Genomic DNA, 17609 nt, shown 5'->3' with positions numbered 1-17609 from the left:
CCGACTGACGAGACCCGAAAACTTTCCTCCCGCTCCCCGCCGTACGGTGGGACGCAACACCAGCACCTCAAGGAGATACCCAGTGGCCGAGCTGTTCTACGACGACGACGCCGACCTGTCCATCATCCAGGGCCGCAAGGTCGCGGTGATCGGATACGGCAGCCAGGGCCACGCCCACGCGCTGTCGCTCCGTGACTCCGGTGTCGACGTCCGCGTCGGTCTGCAGGAGGGCTCGAAGTCCAAGGCGAAGGCCGAGGAGCAGGGCCTGCGCGTGGTCTCCGTCGCCGAGGCCGCCGCCGAGGCCGACCTCATCATGATCCTGACCCCGGACCCGATCCAGGCCCAGGTCTACGAGGAGTCCATCAAGGACAACCTGAAGGAGGGCGACGCGCTCTTCTTCGGCCACGGTCTGAACGTCCGCTACGGCTTCATCAAGGTGCCCGAGGGCATCGACGTCGCCCTGGTCGCCCCGAAGGGCCCGGGTCACCTGGTCCGTCGTCAGTACGAGGAGGGCCGCGGCGTTCCGTGCATCGCGGCCGTCGAGCAGGACGCGACCGGCAACGCCTTCGCGCTGGCGCTCTCGTACGCCAAGGGCATCGGCGGCACCCGCGCCGGCGTCATCAAGACGACCTTCACCGAGGAGACCGAGACCGACCTCTTCGGCGAGCAGGCCGTCCTCTGCGGTGGCACCGCGGCGCTGGTCAAGGCGGGCTTCGAGACCCTGACCGAGGCCGGCTACCAGCCGGAGATCGCGTACTTCGAGTGCCTCCACGAGCTGAAGCTCATCGTCGACCTCATGTACGAGGGCGGCCTGGAGAAGATGCGCTGGTCGGTCTCCGAGACCGCCGAGTGGGGCGACTACGTCACCGGCCCGCGGATCATCACGGACGCCACCAAGGCCGAGATGAAGAAGGTCCTCGCGGAGATCCAGGACGGCACCTTCGCCAAGGAGTGGATGGCCGAGTACCACGGCGGTCTGAAGAAGTACAACGAGTACAAGACCCAGGACGAGAACCACCTCCTGGAGACCACCGGCAAGGAGCTGCGCAAGCTCATGAGCTGGGTGAACGACGAGGAGGCGTAAGCCTTCGGGGCAGGGGCCGGACGGTGTGTCCGGCCCCTGCCCACATCGTTGGACACCCCGTCCAACCACGGACGGGTGATCCTTCCAACGAGGCGCATGATCGGCGCCGGTGCACCACTACACTGCTCAACAACATTCGCGTTCAGGCCCACAGCGTCGTGCGCTTTCACGCGGCAAGCCCCCTCCACCGCCTGCGGCCGTCGGGACGGCCGTCCGCACTGGATCTGTGAGGACTCACGTGAGCTCGAAACCCGTCGTACTCATCGCTGAAGAGCTGTCGCCCGCCACCGTCGACGCCCTGGGCCCGGACTTCGAGATCCGGCACTGCAACGGCGCGGACCGCGCCGAACTGCTGCCCGCCATCGCCGACGTGGACGCGATCCTGGTCCGTTCCGCGACCAAGGTCGACGCCGAGGCCATCGCCGCCGCCGGCAAGCTGCGGGTCGTCGCCCGCGCCGGTGTCGGTCTGGACAACGTGGACGTCTCCGCCGCCACCAAGGCCGGCGTCATGGTCGTCAACGCCCCGACGTCGAACATCGTCACCGCCGCCGAGCTCGCGTGCGGTCTGCTGGTCGCCACCGCGCGCAACATCCCGCAGGCCAACACCGCGCTGAAGAACGGCGAGTGGAAGCGCTCCAAGTACACGGGCGTCGAGCTGAGCGAGAAGACCCTCGGTGTCGTCGGCCTCGGCCGCATCGGCGTCCTGGTCGCGCAGCGCATGTCGGCGTTCGGCATGAAGATCGTCGCGTACGACCCCTACGTGCAGCCCGCCCGCGCCGCCCAGATGGGGGTGAAGCTGCTGGCCCTGGACGAGCTCCTGGAGGTCGCCGACTTCATCACCGTCCACCTGCCGAAGACCCCCGAGACCCTCGGTCTCATCGGCGACGAGGCGCTGCACAAGGTCAAGCCCTCCGTCCGGATCGTCAACGCCGCGCGCGGCGGGATCGTCGACGAGGCGGCGCTGTACTCGGCGCTCAAGGAGGGCCGGGTCGCCGGCGCCGGCCTCGACGTGTACGCGAAGGAGCCCTGCACGGACTCCCCGCTCTTCGAGCTCGACGAGGTCGTCTGCACCCCGCACCTCGGCGCGTCCACGGACGAGGCCCAGGAGAAGGCCGGTATCGCCGTCGCCCGCTCGGTGCGCCTGGCGCTCGCCGGTGAGCTCGTACCGGACGCGGTCAACGTCCAGGGCGGTGTCATCGCCGAGGACGTCAAGCCGGGTCTGCCGCTCGCCGAGAAGCTCGGCCGGATCTTCACCGCCCTCGCGGGCGAGGTCGCGGCCCGTCTCGACGTCGAGGTGTACGGCGAGATCACCCAGCACGATGTGAAGGTGCTCGAACTCTCCGCGCTCAAGGGCGTGTTCGAGGACGTGGTCGACGAGACCGTGTCGTACGTCAACGCCCCGCTGTTCGCGCAGGAGCGCGGTGTCGAGGTGCGTCTGACGACGAGCTCCGAGTCGCCCGACCACCGCAACGTGGTCACCGTGCGCGGCACGCTCTCGAACGGCGAGGAGGTCGCGGTCTCCGGCACGCTCGCCGGCCCCAAGCACCTCCAGAAGATCGTCGCCGTCGGCGACTACGACGTGGACGTGGCGCTCGCCGACCACATGGTCGTGCTGCGCTACGAGGACCGTCCGGGTGTCGTCGGCACCGTCGGCCGGATCCTCGGCGAGGCCGGTCTGAACATCGCGGGCATGCAGGTCGCTCGCGCCGAGGAGGGCGGCGAGGCGCTCGTCGTCCTCACCGTGGACGACACGGTCCCGGCTCCGGTGCTCGCGGAGATCTCGGCCGAGATCGGCGCCGCCTCGGCCCGTTCGGTCAATCTGATCTGACGCACCCCCGAGGTCCCGTACCCGGTCGATAGACGCTCGTCTTACACAAGCGTCTATTGGCCGGGTACAGTGCTGTCATGGGACACAAGGAAGACCTCCTCGAAGGCGCCAAGCGCTGCCTCCTGGAGAAGGGGTACGGACGGACCACGGCCCGCGACATCGTCGCCGCCTCCGGCACCAACCTCGCCTCCATCGGCTACCACTACGGCTCCAAGGAAGCCCTGCTCCAGCAGGCCTTCCTCGCCGTCACCGAGGAGTGGGGCGAGGCGGTCGGCCCCGCGGGCAGTGGTGAGGAGAAGCGGGAGCTGCCGTCCGACCCGTACCGGCGCTTCCACGCCGTCTGGGAGCAGGTCATCGCCGCGGCCGGGGCCAGCCGGCCCGTCTGGAAGCTCCAGACCGAGATCGTCACCCGGCTCGACGACGACGAGAAGCTGCGCGAGGCGATCAAGGAGCCGCAGCGCGAGGGCCGGCTCGGCATGGCCGAGGGCTTCCTCGGCATCGACCCGGAGGCGGACCCGGAGAAGGCCCGCGTGGCCGGACTGCTCTGCCAGGCCCTCGCCACCGGCGTGATGATCCAGTGGATGGTCGACCCGGACACGGCGCCGAGCGCGGACGACCTCACGGAGGGGCTCAAGGTCCTGATGGGGGAGGAGTAGGGCCGTACACGCCCCGGTTCGTGTACGGCACGCCCGGCCGCCGGGACGACGACGGCCGGAGTCTCAGCGCCAGGGCAGGTTCCGCCAGGGACTGCCCTCGTGCTCCGTGAGGACACGATGGGCCTCGACGTTCTGCTCGTGGAACCGGCCGTACTCGTCCCCGTCGAACCGCAGCACCCGCCCCAGCGCGTACCCCGCCGAGTAGTCCTGCCACGAGCCGTAGGCGGAGCGGGCCAGCGCCCCCGCGTGGACGATCGCCTGCTCGGCCTCCGGGGGCGCGCAGAAGCGGGCCGACAGACCCCAGCGCGCCAGGTTCACCGCCCGGCCGTAGTCGTACGCGACCGTCCTGCGCACCCGGCCGTCCGGAGCGAGCAGTCCGTCGGCCCGGAACCGGGCCTCGTAGCGCACGATGCGCCGCACCAGCTCCTCGATGTGCCGCACGGCCGCCGGGCTCGCGCCCAGGTCCTGGGCGTGCCCCGCGGCCGTCTCGCGCCATGCGTCGGGCGTCGGCACCGCACCGCGCGCGGTCCGCAGCTCCTCGCGGACCCTGAGCGCGAAGTCCGGTTCCGGCGGGCTGTTGCGCCCGTCCAGGAGAGCCTCCAGCTGCTTGTGCCATCCGGCCCGGTCGGTGACGCCCCAGGCGTCGCGGAGCGTGTCGAGTTCATGGGTGTACCCCATGTAGACGGAGCCGACGTCGTTCCACGGCACGCCGTTGGAGAACGCCAGATGGGTGCCGCAGGCGAGGCCGAAGGCGAGCGGGCCGTGCAGGTGCCCGTGCCGCAGGGCGGCGAAACGGTCGCCCGAGACCCGCTCCCGCTCGCTGTACGCGCGCAGCCACCCCGCGCGGTGCTCGGGTGTGGTGGGCAGCAGCAGCTGAGCCGGGGTGCCGCCGTTGACGGCGAGGAACAGCCGCGGGTCGCGCCAGGTGAACTCGGCGACCCAGCGGAGGGTGACCGCGTGGAACACCCAGTCCGGGTGCCAGGGCGGCAGCATCCCGCGGGTGAGGATCTGCCGGACGAGGAGCCCCTTCGCCGTCTGCTGGGGCGGCCAGTGGACGTTGTCCGGGGCGGCGTCCACCTCGGCCCTGGGGGCGGCGATGAAGAGCTCGGCGTCGGCGAGGACACGGACCTGGGCCGGGAAGTCGCCGCGCAGCCCCGCCTCCTGCAGCCGCTGCTCGGTCTCGGACGGCGGGATCCAGGCGGGCTCGGGGACGGCGGGGCGGCGGGAGTTCATGACCACGGGATGTTCCGGTAGGGGCTCGAAGGGTCCTGGGTGAGAGTCCGGTGGATGGCCACGGACTCCTGGTACGTCGGCTCGGGGTCGCCCTCGTCGAAGTGGATCAGCCGGGCGAGCAGATAGCCGAGGGAGAACTCCTCCCAGGAGCGGTACTCCCGCCGGGCGGGTTCGAGGACCTTCAGGACGGACTCCTCGGCCTCCTGTGGGTCGCAGTACCGCGCGCCGAGCGCGAGGCGCACGACGTTCACGGCGCGGCCGTGGTCGAAGGCGGCGAGGGTGTCGACCCGGCCGCCCGGCGGGAGGAGACCGTCGGCGCGGAACCGCGCCTCGTAGTGGGTGATCCGGCGCAGGAACTCCGCGGCCTCGGCCCGGTCCTCGCCGTAGGGGTCGTCCCGCTCGTAGGTGACGGTGACCATCGAGGCCCACTGCTCGTCGGTCGGCGGGTGGCCGAGTCGTGCGGCGAGACGGTGCCGCATCCCCAGGACGGACTCGGGGACCCGGCCGACCAGCCGGGTGGCGATCAGGATCCGCAGCTTGTCCCGGAAGTCCGCCCGGTGGTGGACGGCCCAGGGCCGGCGCAGCCGGGACACGTCGGTGGGGTAGTCCTCGTACTGGGCGCCGAGCCCGTTCCACACCAGGCCGTTGAGCACGGCGAGGTGCGCCCCGAGCGCGAGGGCGTGCGCGACCGGCCCGTGCAGCGGCCCGCCGGCGTGGGTGAGCAGACGGAGCCGTGCCGGCCCGCCGCCCCGGGTGCCCGCCTCCTCCCAGGCCCGCCGGTCGGCGGCCCGGGCGGGGAGCGCCGCCCCGAAGGGGGTGTCCGGGTTGACCGCGAGCCACCACCGGTCGTTCGGCCAGGCCGCGGCGAGCCTGGGGAGGGTGGTCTGCTTGAACACCCAGTCCGGGTGCCACGCCGGCAGCATGCCCTCGGTCAGGACCGGTACGACGGTGCGCCGGGCGGCCTTGTCGCGCTGGGAGGGCAGGGGCGGCGTGCAGCCGGGAGCGTCCGCGTGCACCCGGGCCTGCAGCACGTAGAGACGTGTCCGCCCGAGGGCGTCCAGGACGGCCGCCCGGTCGTCGCGGGCCGCTGCCTCGTACAGCAGCCGCTCGGTGTGCGTCGGCGGTGCCCAGTTCCCCGTGGTCATGGGGGAGATCCTATAAACCGGCCAAACCGGCCCGGAGGGGCGGCCGTTCGGAGGGAGTCGCGCTTCACGGCGCGGAGGTGGGCTCGCAGTGGCGGCCGTGTCTCCCGGCGCCGGGGTGGGCCCGCCGCGGCGGCCGAGCTCAGAGCCGCGCCGACTTCAGGGACATGTGGAGCAGCAGGCGGTCCTCGCCGTCGTCCAGGTCCAGGCCCGTCAGCTGCTCGACCCGCGACAGCCGGTAGTAGAGGGTCTGGCGGTGGATGCCCAGGGCCGCCGCGGTGCGGCCCGCCTGGCCCGCGTTGTCGAGGAACACCTCGGCGGTGCGCGCCAGTTCGGCGTGGGCGGGGGCGACGAGCGGGGCGACCGCGGGGTCGACCTCGGGATGGTAGAGCGCCGCGAGCAGGCGGTACGGGCCGATCCCGGCCCACTCGGCGACCGGGCCGAGGGTCGGCTGGGCGGTGGCGGCGCGGGCCGCCGTGTTGGCCTCGCGCCAGGCGGCCGGGAGCTCCGTGAGGCCCCGGCGGGGGGTGGCGATGCCGGCCGGGGCGTCGGCGCGCAGCCGGTCGGCGGCCGTGCGGGCGGGGGCGATGTCCTCGGGCGTGCGCAGCCGCACGAGGACGGCGAGGGACTCGCCGGACTCGCCCTCGGGGAGCACGGCGACCGCCGCCGCGGCGGCGACCGACCGGATCGAGGGGGCCTCGCCCTGCCAGGGGGTCACACAGACGACGGTGTGCAGACCGTCCGCGCTGGGGCCGAGGGCCGCCCGGAGGGCCGCGACGGCCATGTCGCTCTGCCAGCCGCGTCCGGCGGTCAGGGTCGCGGCGAACTCGCGCGAGAGGTCGGCGTCCGCGCGCTCCTCGTCGGCGAGGAGGTCGCCGATCCGGGTGGCGACCTCCATCGCGGCCGTGAGCCGGGCGGGCGTGGGGCCGGGCTCGGCGTCGAGCAGCCAGACGTATCCGAGGACGACCCCCCGATGACGTACGGGCAGGCAGATGCGGTCCCGGAACACCCCGGCGTCCGGGGCGGCAGGGATGCGGACCGGGCCGGTCGCCCGGGTGATGCCGAATCCCTCGAACCAGGCGCGGACCGCCGGTGTCGACTTCCGGGTCAGGATCGACCGCGTCCGGACGGGGTCCATCGCCGAGTCGTCGTCGCTGTCGTGGGCGCCGAAGGCGATCAGACCGAAATCGCGGTTCTCCAGCGTCGCCGGTGCGCCGAGCAGCGCGGAGATCTCGTCCACCAGTTCTTGGTAATCGCCCTTCACAGCGCCATTCTCGCACCCTCTCAGACATATGTATGAGATGCCGCCCACGGATGCGTGACAGCTGTAGATGGCGGACGATCGGAGCGATCCATAGGTTTCACGGTGGTTCTTCGTGCTGTTACCGGAATCTTCCGAAAGATCGGGTACGGCACCCTTCGTCACCCTGTCCTTCTGGAGGTCCCCCGTGCTGGGTCCCGTGATCCTCGCCGCGTCGCGCAGCGACAAGATGCGCCGTTTCGTGTCGGCCGCCCCCGGGACCAAGCAGGTCGTCGCCCGCTTCATCGCCGGTGAGTCGGTCGACGACGTCGTCCCGATCGTCCAGGAGCTGAGCGACCGCGGCCTGGAGGTCACCCTCGACGTCGTCGGTGAGGACATCACCACCGTCGAGCAGTCGCACGCCGCGCGCGACGCCTACCTGGAGCTCATCGGGCGCCTCAAGGAGCTCGGCCTCGGCGAGCGCGCCGAGATGTCCGTCAAGCTCTCGATGTTCGGCCAGTCCCTGGAGAACGGGCACGAGCTGGCGCTCGCGAACGTCCGCCCGGTCGTCGAGGCCGCCGCCGAGATCGGCACCACGGTCACCCTGGACGCCGAGGACCACACCACCCTCGACTCGATGTTCGCCATCCACGAGGAGCTGCGGAAGACCCACCCGCAGACCGGCTGTGTCATCCAGGCCTACCTCTTCCGCACCGAGGACGACGCCCGCCGCCTCGCCGCGAACGGCTCCCGCGTCCGGATCGTGAAGGGCGCCTACAAGGAGCCCGCCTCCGTCGCCATCCAGGACAAGCCCGAGATCGACAAGGCGTACGTCCGGATCATGAAGATCCTGATGGACGGCGAGGGCTACCCGATGATCGGCTCCCACGACCCGCGCCTGATCTCCGTCGGCCAGGAGCTCGCCCGCCGTGCCGGGCGCAAGCTGGACGAGTACGAGTTCCAGATGCTGTACGGCATCCGTAGCGAGGAGCAGAACCGCCTCGCCGCCGAGGGCCACCGCATGCGTGTCTACACCGCGTACGGCACCGACTGGTACGGATACTTCATGCGCCGCCTGGCGGAGAAGCCGGCCAACCTCCTCTTCTTCGTCCGCTCCATCCTCACCAAGGGCTGAGCCCACCTCTCACAAGGAGTCACGAGACTTATGGACGCTGTCACCCAGGTCCCCGCTCCGGTCAACGAGCCGGTGCACAGCTACGCCCCCGGCTCCCCCGAGCGCGCCCGCCTCGAGATCAAGCTCAAGGAGCTGGCCGAGAACCCGCGCGAGCTGCCGATGACCATCGGCGGCGTGAAGCGCCTCGGCGGCGGCGAGGAGTTCAAGGTCGTCCAGCCGCACAACCACAAGGCCGTCATCGGCACCTTCCGCGGCGCCACCACGCAGGACGCCCAGGATGCCGTCGACGCCGCCCTCGCCGCGGCTCCGGCCTGGCGCGCGATGGCCTTCGACGACCGTGCCGCGATCATCCTGCGTGCCGCCGAGCTGCTCGCCGGCCCGTGGCGCGAGACGCTGGCCGCGTCCACCATGCTCGGCCAGTCGAAGACCGCCCAGCAGGCCGAGATCGACACCCCGTGCGAGCTCGTCGACTTCTGGCGCTTCAACGTGGCGTACGCCCGCCAGATCCTGGCCGAGCAGCCGCCGGCGAACTCCCCGGGTGTGTGGAACCGTCTGGACCACCGCCCGCTCGAGGGCTTCGTCTACGCGATCACGCCGTTCAACTTCACCGCCATCGCGGGCAACCTGCCCACCGCCCCCGCCCTCATGGGCAACGTGGTGGTCTGGAAGCCGTCCCCGACGCAGACCCACTCCGCCGTGCTCCTCATGGAGCTCCTGGAGGAGGCCGGCCTGCCGAAGGGCGTCATCAACCTGGTGACCGGCGACGGCATCGCCGTCTCCGAGGTGGCCCTGAACCACCCCGACCTGGCCGGCATCCACTTCACCGGTTCGACCAGGACCTTCCAGCACCTGTGGAAGACGGTCGGTACGAACATCGAGAAGTACCGCTCGTACCCGCGGATCGTCGGCGAGACCGGCGGCAAGGACTTCGTCGTCGCGCACCCCAGCGCCGACCGCGCCATCCTGAAGACCGCGCTGACCCGTGGCTCCTTCGAGTTCCAGGGCCAGAAGTGCTCCGCGTCCTCGCGCGCCTACGTCCCGGCCTCCCTCTGGAACGACGGCTTCAAGGAGGAGTTCGCGGCCGAGGTCGACGGCATCACGATGGGTGACGTCACCGACCTGTCGAACTTCATCGGCGCCGTCATCGACGAGCGCTCGTTCGCCAAGAACAAGGCCGCGATCGACCGTGCCGCGGCCGACCCGACCTGCACGATCATCGCCGGTGGCACGTACGACGACTCGGTGGGCTACTTCGTCCGCCCGACCGTCATCGCCTGCACCGACCCGGAGAACGAGGTCTTCAAGGCCGAGTACTTCGGCCCGATCCTCGCGATCCACGTGTACGACGACAGCGCTGCCGACGGGTACGACGCGATGCTGACCCAGATGGAGTCGGTCTCGGACTACGCCCTCACCGGCTCGGTCATCTCCGGTGACCGCGCGGCGGCCGCGTACACGATGGAGAAGCTCCGCTTCGCGGCGGGCAACTTCTACATCAACGACAAGTCGACCGGCGCCGTCGTCGGCCAGCAGCCCTTCGGCGGCGGCCGTGCCTCGGGTACGAACGACAAGGCCGGCGCCCCGCAGAACCTGATGCGCTGGACGCTGACCCGTGCCATCAAGGAGACGCTGGTCCCGCCGACCGAGTACGGCTACCCCCACATGGGCTGATGCCTCCGCCTCCCCGGAGGCCCGCCGCGTGAGCGGCCCCTGATCACCGCCCCCCTCCTCGGTCCCCCAACCGAGGACGGGGGCGGTTCTCATGCGGGGGGCTTACGCTGCTGGGAGGGGGCTTCGGTGAGGAGGCACGACATGCCTGGTTCGACGACGATCCGGCCGGGGCACGGGGTCGACGGGGTCGAGCACCTCGACGCCCTCCGGATGACGTCCCTGATGAAGGAGCTGGGCCGGCTGCTCACGGCGACGGGGTCCGAGCGGATCACCGACGCGCAGGTCGCCGCCCTGTGCGGCGGCGAGGCCGGCCGTCGGGAGGACCTCACCCGCTGGGTGGAGCGGGTCGCCCGCGACCTGGAGAAGGCTACGGCCTGAGGGCGACGTGCCGGGTGAGGAAGCCGTCGATCAGTGAGGCGATCTGCGGGGCGTGGGTCTCCAGGGCGAAGTGGCCCGTGGGAAGCAGGTGGATCTCGGCCTCGGGGAGGTCGCGGCGGAAGGCTTCGGCGCCCGCCGGTACGAAGACCTGGTCGCCTTCGCCCCAGACCGCGAGGAGCGGGACCCGGCTGGTGCGGAAGTACTCCTGGAAGGCCGGGTAGAGGGCGAAGTTGGAGCCGTAGTCGGCGATCAGGCCGAGCTGGATCTCGTCCTGGCCCTCGCGGGCCATGAGGGCGGCGTCGTGGTGCCAGGCATCGGGGTCGAGGAGGTCGCGGTACGCGGCCGGTACCCCCGTCTCGTACTGCCACCGGATGCCGTCCAGGGAGCGGATCGCGCGCACCGGCTCCTCCGTCCCGGGGGTGCGCTCCTCGATCAGGGCGAGGACCGGCGCCCAGGCCTCGGCGCCGAGGCCCTCCTCGTACGCGTTGCCGTTCTGGCTGATGATCGCGGTGATCCGCTCCGGGTGGGCGAGGGCGAGGCGCAGGCCGATGGGGGAGCCGTAGTCCTGGATGTAGAGCGCGAACCGTTCGAGGCCCAGTGCCTCGGTGAACTCGGCGGTGATCGCCGCCAGTTCGGCGAAGGTGTAGTCGAAATCGGCGGCGTCGGGAGCCGCGCTCCGGCCGAAGCCAAGGTGGTCGGGGGCGATCAGGCGGTAGGAGTCGGCGAGCCGCGGGATCAGGTCGCGGAACATGTGCGAACTGGTGGGGAAGCCGTGCAGCAGCAGGAGGACGGGGGCGTCGGCCGGGCCGGCCTCGCGGTAGGCGATCTCGTGGTCGCGGACCTTGACGGTGCGGTGGTGGGTCGGCAGCACGGTACTCGTCATCTCTAACCCCTTAGATGCGTGTCAGTGGTTACGAGATGACTCAAGCAGGCGTGGGCTAACCTGTCAATTGCTTTTAAGGGGTTAGAAGGAGAGGTGTGGAAGTCTGGGCGCATGACCGTGAGGATCGCGCCCACCCATGAACTCGGGGCCGAACGGCTCCGCTCCGTACGCGCGTTGCTCGATGCCGCGTTCGACGGCGACTTCTCCGACGACGACTGGGACCACACGCTCGGTGGCGTCCACGCCTGGATCGAGGACGAGGGCGGCATCGCCGCCCACGGCGCCGTCGTCATGCGCCGGGCCCGTCATCGCGGACGTTCGCACCGCATCGGGTACGTCGAAGGTGTCGCCGTCCGCGCCGACCTCAGGCGCCGGGGGCTCGGCGGGGCCGTCATGGCCGCGCTGGAGTGGGTCGTCGACGGCGCGTACGCCTTCGGGGCGCTCGGCGCATCGGACGAGGGGGCCGCGCTCTACCGGGCGCGCGGCTGGCAGGTCTGGGGCGGCCGCATCGAAGCCATGGGGCCCGAGGGGATCGTCCACCTCGCGGAGGAGGAGGGGTACGTCTTCCTGCGCCCGGCGGCCGGCCGGGCGCTGCCCGATCCGGCCGCCGCGCTCGTCTTCGACTGGCGGGACGGCGACGTGCTGTGAGGAGGGGTGGGGAGCGTCAGGAGGACGTCGAGCGGCCCTGGTCCACCCGCCCCCTGGCCGTCTCCAGGTGGGAGGTGAACAGCGCGGAGAACATCGAGGCCAGGGCGATGGTGATAGCGAGACCGCCCGTCCCGAGCGTCCCGATGAAGCACGCCGCCGTCGCGCCGCCGACCACGACGGTCCATACCGCGAGTGCCACCTTGCCGCGACGGCTCAGGAACAGCCACCGGTGCGGGGCGGCCGGCCGGGCGTCCAGGGCGCCCGCCGGGCCCGCCGTCGCCGCGCGCGGCCGCTTGAAGTAGCCGTACACCAGCCACTCGCCGCACAGCTCCCAGCCCTCGGGCTCCAGCTCGGCCAGGACCCTGGCGCGGCGCCGGGCGCCGATGATCTCGCGGCGGTACTCCCAGCGCAGCGTCGCCGTCGCCGAGCGGCGGCACACGAACCGGCCGAGGGAGTCGAGGGACTCCACCTCCCAGCCCTGGTCGCCGTGGACGGCGAGCATCCGGCGGTCGTTGAAGAGGTCGGCCGTCCAGGTCCAGCTCTCCGCCTTCCCGTCCGGCTCGCCCGGCAGCGGCGCGAGCCCGCCGAGCTGGGCGGCGAAGGCGGCGGCCGGGCCGAACTCCTCCTCCGGACGCGCCCCGGTCCCGGCGAGGTGGCCCCGGAGGTCCTCGACGGTGGCGGCGATCTGCTCCTCCGGCACGCCCGTGGTGCGCAGCGCGTCGGTGAGCTCGGTGAAGTAGCGGTCGGATGCGGTGGTCATGCGGTGGTTCCCCCTGGGTGGAGCGTGGTCTCGACGGCGCGGTGGAAGCGCAGCCAGTCGCGGCTCTCGGTGGCGAGGTGCTCGCGCCCCCGCGCGGTGAGCCGGTAGTAGCGGCGTCCCGGGCCGCGCTCGGCGGCGCGGAACTCGGCCTCCACCAGACCCGCTTCCTCCAGGCGGTTCAGCACGGGATAGAGCGTCCCGCCCTTGATCTCGCCGAGGCCCGCCTCGGCGAGCGCCTTGGCGATCTCGTACCCGTAGCTCTCGCCGTCGGTCAGGCGGGAGAGGACGAGCAGGTCGAGGACTCCCTTGAGCCAGCTGGATCTGCGGTCTGCGGCCATGGGTGTATTGCAGCACCAGCTAGGTAGGAATGCAAACTAGATAGGAGGGCCGATCTCGCCGGCCGTCCCGCGCCGCCCACCGGCCGTCCCGCGCCGAGCAGCCGGGCGAGCCGGCCCGCCGCCGTGCCCACCCCGCCCGCCGCCGCCGAGACGAACATCTCGGGCCGGAGCGCCCGACCCGTTCGGTCGGCCATGTCACCGCCCCCGAACTGGTCGCCTCCCTCGTCGTACGGGCCTTGATCCGGGAGCTGCGGGCCATCGCGGGCTGACGCGCCGTCCCGCTCCGTCTCAGATAGTAGGAAGTCCGAGTAATTGTGGAGACAGATGAGAGCACCTGCCCTAGCTTTGTAGAAGCCGAACGTCTCGCTACATCAGCGAATGGCGGTCGAGAGCGCGACGCCCCTGTGCAGGCAACCCCTGCGGCGGCGCTCCCCGCCCCTGCCGGCACCTTCGATCACCACTGATCTCCGCACTTCGGATCACCACTGATCTCAAGGAGTCGATCCCTCATGGCAACTCAGACCGCCCGCCGCGTCCGCCGCTCCGCCAACCGTCCCAGCGACGAGGCCCGTCAGAACGCGGCCGCCGCCCTCCAGCGCGCCCTCGACCGCCGTGACAACGGCGGCTCCACCGGCCACTGACACACCTTCACCCGAATGGCGCTTCGTCCACATGATGGACGAGACGTGTCAGACGATGGGACGAAGAGTAGGGTGCCGACATGTCTCACAGCATCAATCTCGCAGTCATTCCCGGCGACGGCATCGGCCAGGAGGTCGTGGCCCAGGGCCTCAAGATCCTCGCGGCCGTCCTTCCCCAGGACGTGAAGCTGGAGACCGAGGAGTACGACTTCGGCGCCACGCGCTACCACGCCACCGGTGAGACCCTCACCGACGCCGACCTCGACTCGCTCAAGAAGCACGACGCCATCCTGCTCGGCGCCATCGGCGACCCGTCGGTGCCGTCCGGCGTCCTGGAGCGCGGCTTCCTGCTGAAGCTCCGGTTCGCCTTCGACCACCACGTGAACCTGCGTCCCTCGAAGCTGCTCCCCGGCGTCGCCACCCCGCTCGCCGGGCAGCCCGAGATCGACTTCGTCGTGGTCCGCGAGGGCACCGAGGGTCCGTACACGGGCAACGGCGGCACCATCCGCAAGGGCACCCCGCACGAGGTCGCCACCGAGGTCTCGGTCAACACCGCCTTCGGTGTCGAGCGAGTCGTCCGGGACGCCTTCGCCCGCGCCCAGGCCCGCCCGCGCAAGAAGCTCACGCTGGTCCACAAGAACAACGTGCTGACCTTCGCCGGCCACCTGTGGACGAACATCTTCACCAAGGTCGCGGCCGAGTTCCCCGAGGTCACCACCGACTACCTGCACGTCGACGCCGCGACGATCTTCCTCGTCACCGACCCGGCCCGCTTCGACGTGATCGTCACCGACAACCTCTTCGGCGACATCATCACCGACCTCGCCGCGGCCGTCTCCGGCGGCATCGGCGTCGCCGCCTCGGGCAACATCAACCCGAGCGGCGAGTTCCCGTCCATGTTCGAGCCGGTCCACGGCTCGGCCCCGGACATCGCGGGCCAGGGCAAGGCCGACCCCACGGCCACCGTCCTCTCCGTCGCGCTCCTGCTGCGCCACCTCGGCTACGAGACCGAGGCCGCCCGGGTCGAGGAGGCCGTCGCGGCCGACCTCACCGAGCGCGGCGACAGCGTCCGCACGACGGACGAGATCGGCGACGCGCTCGCCGCGCGAGTAGCCAGCTGACCCGGCCGGACTGACATTCCACAGCAGCCGCCGGGTCGCCACGGCGCCCGGCGGCTGACCCTTGCGCGGCCCCGGGTGCCCCCCTCGAACCCAGGACCGCGTACACCCGTTTCCCGCACCGGTCCCCGCGAGCGATAATCGGACGTGGGGCCGTGCCATGCGGGCATGCTCGGACGTCCACCTCGTCAGGGACAGCCAGTCTCCGAGAACGGCGTGCGCGCGCGGTCCTACCCACACAACCGGTGAAGGACACGCACTCATGACGACGCCCACGATCGAGCTCAAGCCCTCCTCCAGCCCGCTGTCCGCCGCGGAGCGCGAGGCGATCCTGGCCAACCCGGGATTCGGCCGCCACTTCACCGACCACATGGTCACCGTCCGGTGGACCGAGGGCCGCGGCTGGCACGACGCCCAGCTCGTGCCGTACGGCCCGCTCTCCCTGGACCCGGCCACCAACGTCCTGCACTACGCGCAGGAGATCTTCGAGGGTCTGAAGGCCTACCGCCGCCCCGACGGCTCGGTCGCCAGCTTCCGTCCCGACGCCAACGCCCGCCGCTTCCAGGCCTCCGCCCGCCGGCTCGCCATGCCCGAGCTGCCCGTCGAGACCTTCGTCGAGGCCTGTGACGTCCTCGTCCAGCAGGACAAGGCGTGGGTTCCGGAGCACGGTGGCGAGGCCTCGCTCTACCTGCGCCCGTTCATGATCGCGACCGAGGTCGGCCTCGGCGTCCGCCCGGCCAACGAGTACCTCTTCGTCGTCATCGCCTCCCCGGCCGGCCCGTACTTCCCCGGTGGCGTGAAGCCCGTCTCCATCTGGCTGTCGGAGAACCGCGTCCGCGCCGTCCCCGGCGGCGTCGGCGACGCCAAGACCGGCGGCAACTACGCGGCCTCGCTGCTCGCGCAGGCCGAGGCCGCCGCGAAGGGCTGCGACCAGGTCGCCTACCTCGACGCCGTGGAGCACAAGTGGGTCGAGGAACTCGGCGGCATGAACCTGTACTTCGTGTACGGGAACAAGCTCGTCACCCCCACCCTCACCGGTTCGCTGCTCGCCGGCATCACCCGTGACTCGCTGCTCAAGCTGGCGGCGGACCTCGGTCTCGAGCCGGAGGAGGGCCGCGTCTCGATCGACCAGTGGCAGACCGACAGTGAGAACGGCACCCTGACCGAGGTCTTCGCCTGCGGCACCGCCGCCGTGATCACCCCGGTCGGCACGGTCAAGTCCGAGCGGGGCGAGTGGCGGCAGTCGGGCGGCGAGCCCGGCGAGGTCACCATGAAGCTGCGCGACGCGCTGCTCGCCGTCCAGACCGGCAAGGCCGAGGACGTCCACGGCTGGATGCACGAGCTGGGCTAGTCGCTGGATGCACGAGCGGGGCTGGTCGCCCCTACTCCGCAGCTGTCAGGGCTTCCGGGACCGTCGTGGTCCCGGGAGCCCTGTTCGGCGTCAGGACCGCGTACAGCGAGCCGCCCACGAGCCCCGACAGCACGAAGCTGCAGTCGATCCCGCCGGTCAGGGCCAGCAGCGGTCCCTCGTACACCGGCGTCGACACGGCGGCGAGGCCGACCGCGGCGCCGATCGCCCAGGAGGCGGTGGCGCGCGGGTGCCAGCCCGCCGAGAACCAGTAGATCCCGCCGCGCGAGCGCCGGTTGTAGACCTGGAGCGCCTCCGGGTCGTACGCGCCTCCGCAGCGCACATGGCCGATCAGGGTGATCACCGCCCACGGCGTGCCGATCGCCGTGAGGAGCAGGACGAACGAGGTCATCGCCGACTGGGCGTCCGAGGCGAAGTGGCCGAGGAAGACGAAGGCCGTCGCCACCGCCGCGACCACGAGCGTGGTGCGGGCCCGGGTGGCCCGGGGCAGGATGGCGTCCAGGTCGAGGCCCATCGAGTACAGCATCAGGCCGGCGTTGCCGACGGATCCGGCGGTGGCGGCGACGAGCAGCGGGACCAGGTACCAGGCGGGCGAGGCGGCGACCAGCGGCCCCGCGTAGTCGAGCCCGCCGCGGGCGGCGAGCGCCGTGAACGTACCGAAGAGCTGGGGGATCAGCAGCCCGACGACCAGGCCGAGACAGGTGGCCCGCCAGACGGAGCGGGAGCTGTGCCGCTCGGACGAGACGTACCGGGTGTAGTCGCCGAGCAGGGTGATGAAGGCGACCGGTCCGCTGAGGCCCGCCGCCACCGCCGAGAGCAGCCAGGTCGGCCAGAACGAGCCGAGCAGGTACGGGGTGTCCGGCACCGCCGCCGTCGTGAAGTCCCCGGCGTACGCGAGGAGTCCGAGGGCCAGGAGCACGGTCATGACGACGGCGAGCGCCTTGCTCAGCCTGAGCAGCAGCCGGTAGCCGTACACCGCGGCGACCGCGGTGCAGGCGGCGAGCAGCGCGTAGACGACGGCGTGCGTGGCACCTCCGGCCGGCAGGCCGACCAGCCGGGCGAGCGTCCCCACCATGACGTCGCCGCCGATCCAGAGGGTCAGCGCGGTGTATCCCAGCGAGAGCAGCAGTCCGACCACCGAGCCGACCAGCCGGCCCCGTACGCCGAAGAAGGCGCCGGAGGAGGTGGAGAGGTTGGTGGCGGTACGGAGCGACACCAGGGCCAGCGGGGCGGTGACGGCGACACCGACGAGGGTGCCGGTGACGACGGAGGTCAGCGAGGCCCAGAGCCCGAGGCCGAAGGAGACCGGGAGCCAGCCGAAGACGATCACCCCCAGACAGAGGTTGGAACCGAGCAGGATCGCGACGAGATCCCGGGGGCCGCTGGTGCGTTCGGCCTCGGGCACGGTGTCGACTCCGCGCTGTTCGATCGGCATGGGGCCTCCTGGGGAAGGGAGTGGCGGGGCTACGGCGAACATGTTTAGAG

General features: G+C 71.4%; 17 protein-coding genes and 1 pseudogene. 11 read left to right on the top strand and 7 right to left on the bottom strand.

Annotated elements, in window-relative coordinates; translation table 11 throughout:
* The first annotated feature begins 82 nt into the window (after positions 1-82).
* The 3 genes from ilvC to ACZ4XX_RS33620 all read left to right on the top strand — a co-directional run bounded on the left by ilvC (position 83) and on the right by ACZ4XX_RS33620 (position 3568).
* On the top strand, positions 83-1084 hold the full coding sequence (gene ilvC, locus ACZ4XX_RS33630; protein ID WP_327164359.1) for a ketol-acid reductoisomerase: 1002 nt from the start codon (positions 83-85) through the stop codon (positions 1082-1084).
* A 238-nt stretch (positions 1085-1322) separates the two neighbouring features.
* Positions 1323-2912: a phosphoglycerate dehydrogenase gene (gene serA, locus ACZ4XX_RS33625; protein ID WP_468511647.1), complete on the top strand. Its 1590-nt coding sequence runs from the start codon at positions 1323-1325 to the stop codon at positions 2910-2912.
* Between the two features lie 77 nt (positions 2913-2989).
* Complete coding sequence (locus tag ACZ4XX_RS33620; RefSeq protein ID WP_468511646.1) at positions 2990-3568, top strand: TetR/AcrR family transcriptional regulator; 579 nt, start codon at positions 2990-2992, stop codon at positions 3566-3568.
* Between the two features lie 63 nt (positions 3569-3631).
* Here ACZ4XX_RS33620 and ACZ4XX_RS33615 read toward each other — a convergent pair whose 3' ends face one another.
* The 3 genes from ACZ4XX_RS33615 to ACZ4XX_RS33605 form a co-directional block, all read right to left on the bottom strand.
* Positions 3632-4801, bottom strand: a complete 1170-nt coding sequence (locus ACZ4XX_RS33615; RefSeq protein WP_468511645.1) for a DUF1266 domain-containing protein — start codon at positions 4799-4801, stop codon at positions 3632-3634.
* Entirely contained in the window at positions 4798-5946 is a 1149-nt protein-coding gene (locus ACZ4XX_RS33610) for a DUF1266 domain-containing protein (RefSeq protein WP_468511644.1), read from the bottom strand. Before ACZ4XX_RS33610 ends, ACZ4XX_RS33615 begins: the two co-directional genes overlap by 4 nt.
* Before the next feature lie 139 nt (positions 5947-6085).
* Positions 6086-7207 carry a PucR family transcriptional regulator gene (locus ACZ4XX_RS33605; protein ID WP_468511643.1) on the bottom strand — a complete coding sequence of 374 codons (1122 nt, stop codon included), beginning with the start codon at positions 7205-7207 and terminating at the stop codon, positions 6086-6088.
* Positions 7208-7391: 184 nt separating this feature from the next.
* Between ACZ4XX_RS33605 and ACZ4XX_RS33600 the strand changes: the two genes are divergently transcribed.
* From ACZ4XX_RS33600 to ACZ4XX_RS33590, 3 genes are all read left to right on the top strand, one after another.
* Positions 7392-8318, top strand: a complete 927-nt coding sequence (locus ACZ4XX_RS33600; protein ID WP_468511642.1) for a proline dehydrogenase family protein — start codon at positions 7392-7394, stop codon at positions 8316-8318.
* A gap of 30 nt (positions 8319-8348) precedes the next feature.
* Positions 8349-9989: an L-glutamate gamma-semialdehyde dehydrogenase gene (pruA, locus tag ACZ4XX_RS33595; RefSeq protein WP_468511641.1), complete on the top strand. Its 1641-nt coding sequence runs from the start codon at positions 8349-8351 to the stop codon at positions 9987-9989.
* Positions 9990-10130: 141 nt separating this feature from the next.
* Positions 10131-10367, top strand: a complete 237-nt coding sequence (locus tag ACZ4XX_RS33590; RefSeq protein WP_468511640.1) for a hypothetical protein — start codon at positions 10131-10133, stop codon at positions 10365-10367.
* On the opposite strand, the gene ACZ4XX_RS33585 is transcribed toward ACZ4XX_RS33590, so the two are convergent.
* Positions 10357-11250 carry an alpha/beta fold hydrolase gene (locus tag ACZ4XX_RS33585; protein WP_468511639.1) on the bottom strand — a complete coding sequence of 298 codons (894 nt, stop codon included), beginning with the start codon at positions 11248-11250 and terminating at the stop codon, positions 10357-10359. The two genes, ACZ4XX_RS33590 and ACZ4XX_RS33585, sit on opposite strands and share 11 nt — an antisense overlap.
* Positions 11251-11361: 111 nt before the next feature.
* Between ACZ4XX_RS33585 and ACZ4XX_RS33580 the strand changes: the two genes are divergently transcribed.
* Positions 11362-11898, top strand: a complete 537-nt coding sequence (locus tag ACZ4XX_RS33580; protein WP_468511638.1) for a GNAT family N-acetyltransferase — start codon at positions 11362-11364, stop codon at positions 11896-11898.
* A gap of 16 nt (positions 11899-11914) precedes the next feature.
* Here ACZ4XX_RS33580 and ACZ4XX_RS33575 read toward each other — a convergent pair whose 3' ends face one another.
* A complete protein-coding gene (locus ACZ4XX_RS33575; protein WP_468511637.1) occupies positions 11915-12658 on the bottom strand; it encodes a hypothetical protein in 744 nt (247 codons plus the stop codon).
* Positions 12655-12996 carry a PadR family transcriptional regulator gene (locus ACZ4XX_RS33570; RefSeq protein WP_383869599.1) on the bottom strand — a complete coding sequence of 114 codons (342 nt, stop codon included), beginning with the start codon at positions 12994-12996 and terminating at the stop codon, positions 12655-12657. The genes ACZ4XX_RS33575 and ACZ4XX_RS33570 overlap by 4 nt, the downstream gene beginning before the upstream one ends.
* Before the next feature lie 158 nt (positions 12997-13154).
* On the opposite strand from ACZ4XX_RS33570, the pseudogene ACZ4XX_RS33565 reads away from it, so the two are divergent.
* The 4 genes and pseudogenes from ACZ4XX_RS33565 to ACZ4XX_RS33550 form a co-directional block, all read left to right on the top strand.
* Positions 13155-13265 (top strand): annotated as a pseudogene (locus ACZ4XX_RS33565) (LysR family transcriptional regulator); the annotation flags it as partial.
* A gap of 240 nt (positions 13266-13505) precedes the next feature.
* Positions 13506-13637 carry a hypothetical protein gene (locus ACZ4XX_RS33560; RefSeq protein ID WP_468511636.1) on the top strand — a complete coding sequence of 44 codons (132 nt, stop codon included), beginning with the start codon at positions 13506-13508 and terminating at the stop codon, positions 13635-13637.
* Between the two features lie 80 nt (positions 13638-13717).
* Complete coding sequence (locus tag ACZ4XX_RS33555; protein ID WP_468511635.1) at positions 13718-14758, top strand: 3-isopropylmalate dehydrogenase; 1041 nt, start codon at positions 13718-13720, stop codon at positions 14756-14758.
* Positions 14759-15017: 259 nt separating this feature from the next.
* Complete coding sequence (locus ACZ4XX_RS33550; protein WP_468511634.1) at positions 15018-16106, top strand: branched-chain amino acid aminotransferase; 1089 nt, start codon at positions 15018-15020, stop codon at positions 16104-16106.
* 31 nt (positions 16107-16137) lie between these two features.
* Here the strand turns inward: ACZ4XX_RS33550 and ACZ4XX_RS33545 are convergent, their stop codons facing one another.
* Positions 16138-17559: a cytosine permease gene (locus ACZ4XX_RS33545; protein WP_468511633.1), complete on the bottom strand. Its 1422-nt coding sequence runs from the start codon at positions 17557-17559 to the stop codon at positions 16138-16140.
* Positions 17560-17609: the final 50 nt, after the last annotated feature.

This window comes from Streptomyces sp. NPDC029956 (assembly GCF_055574655.1).
The sequence above is the reverse complement of the archived record's forward strand: the minus strand, read 5'-3'. Positions and strand labels throughout refer to the sequence as shown.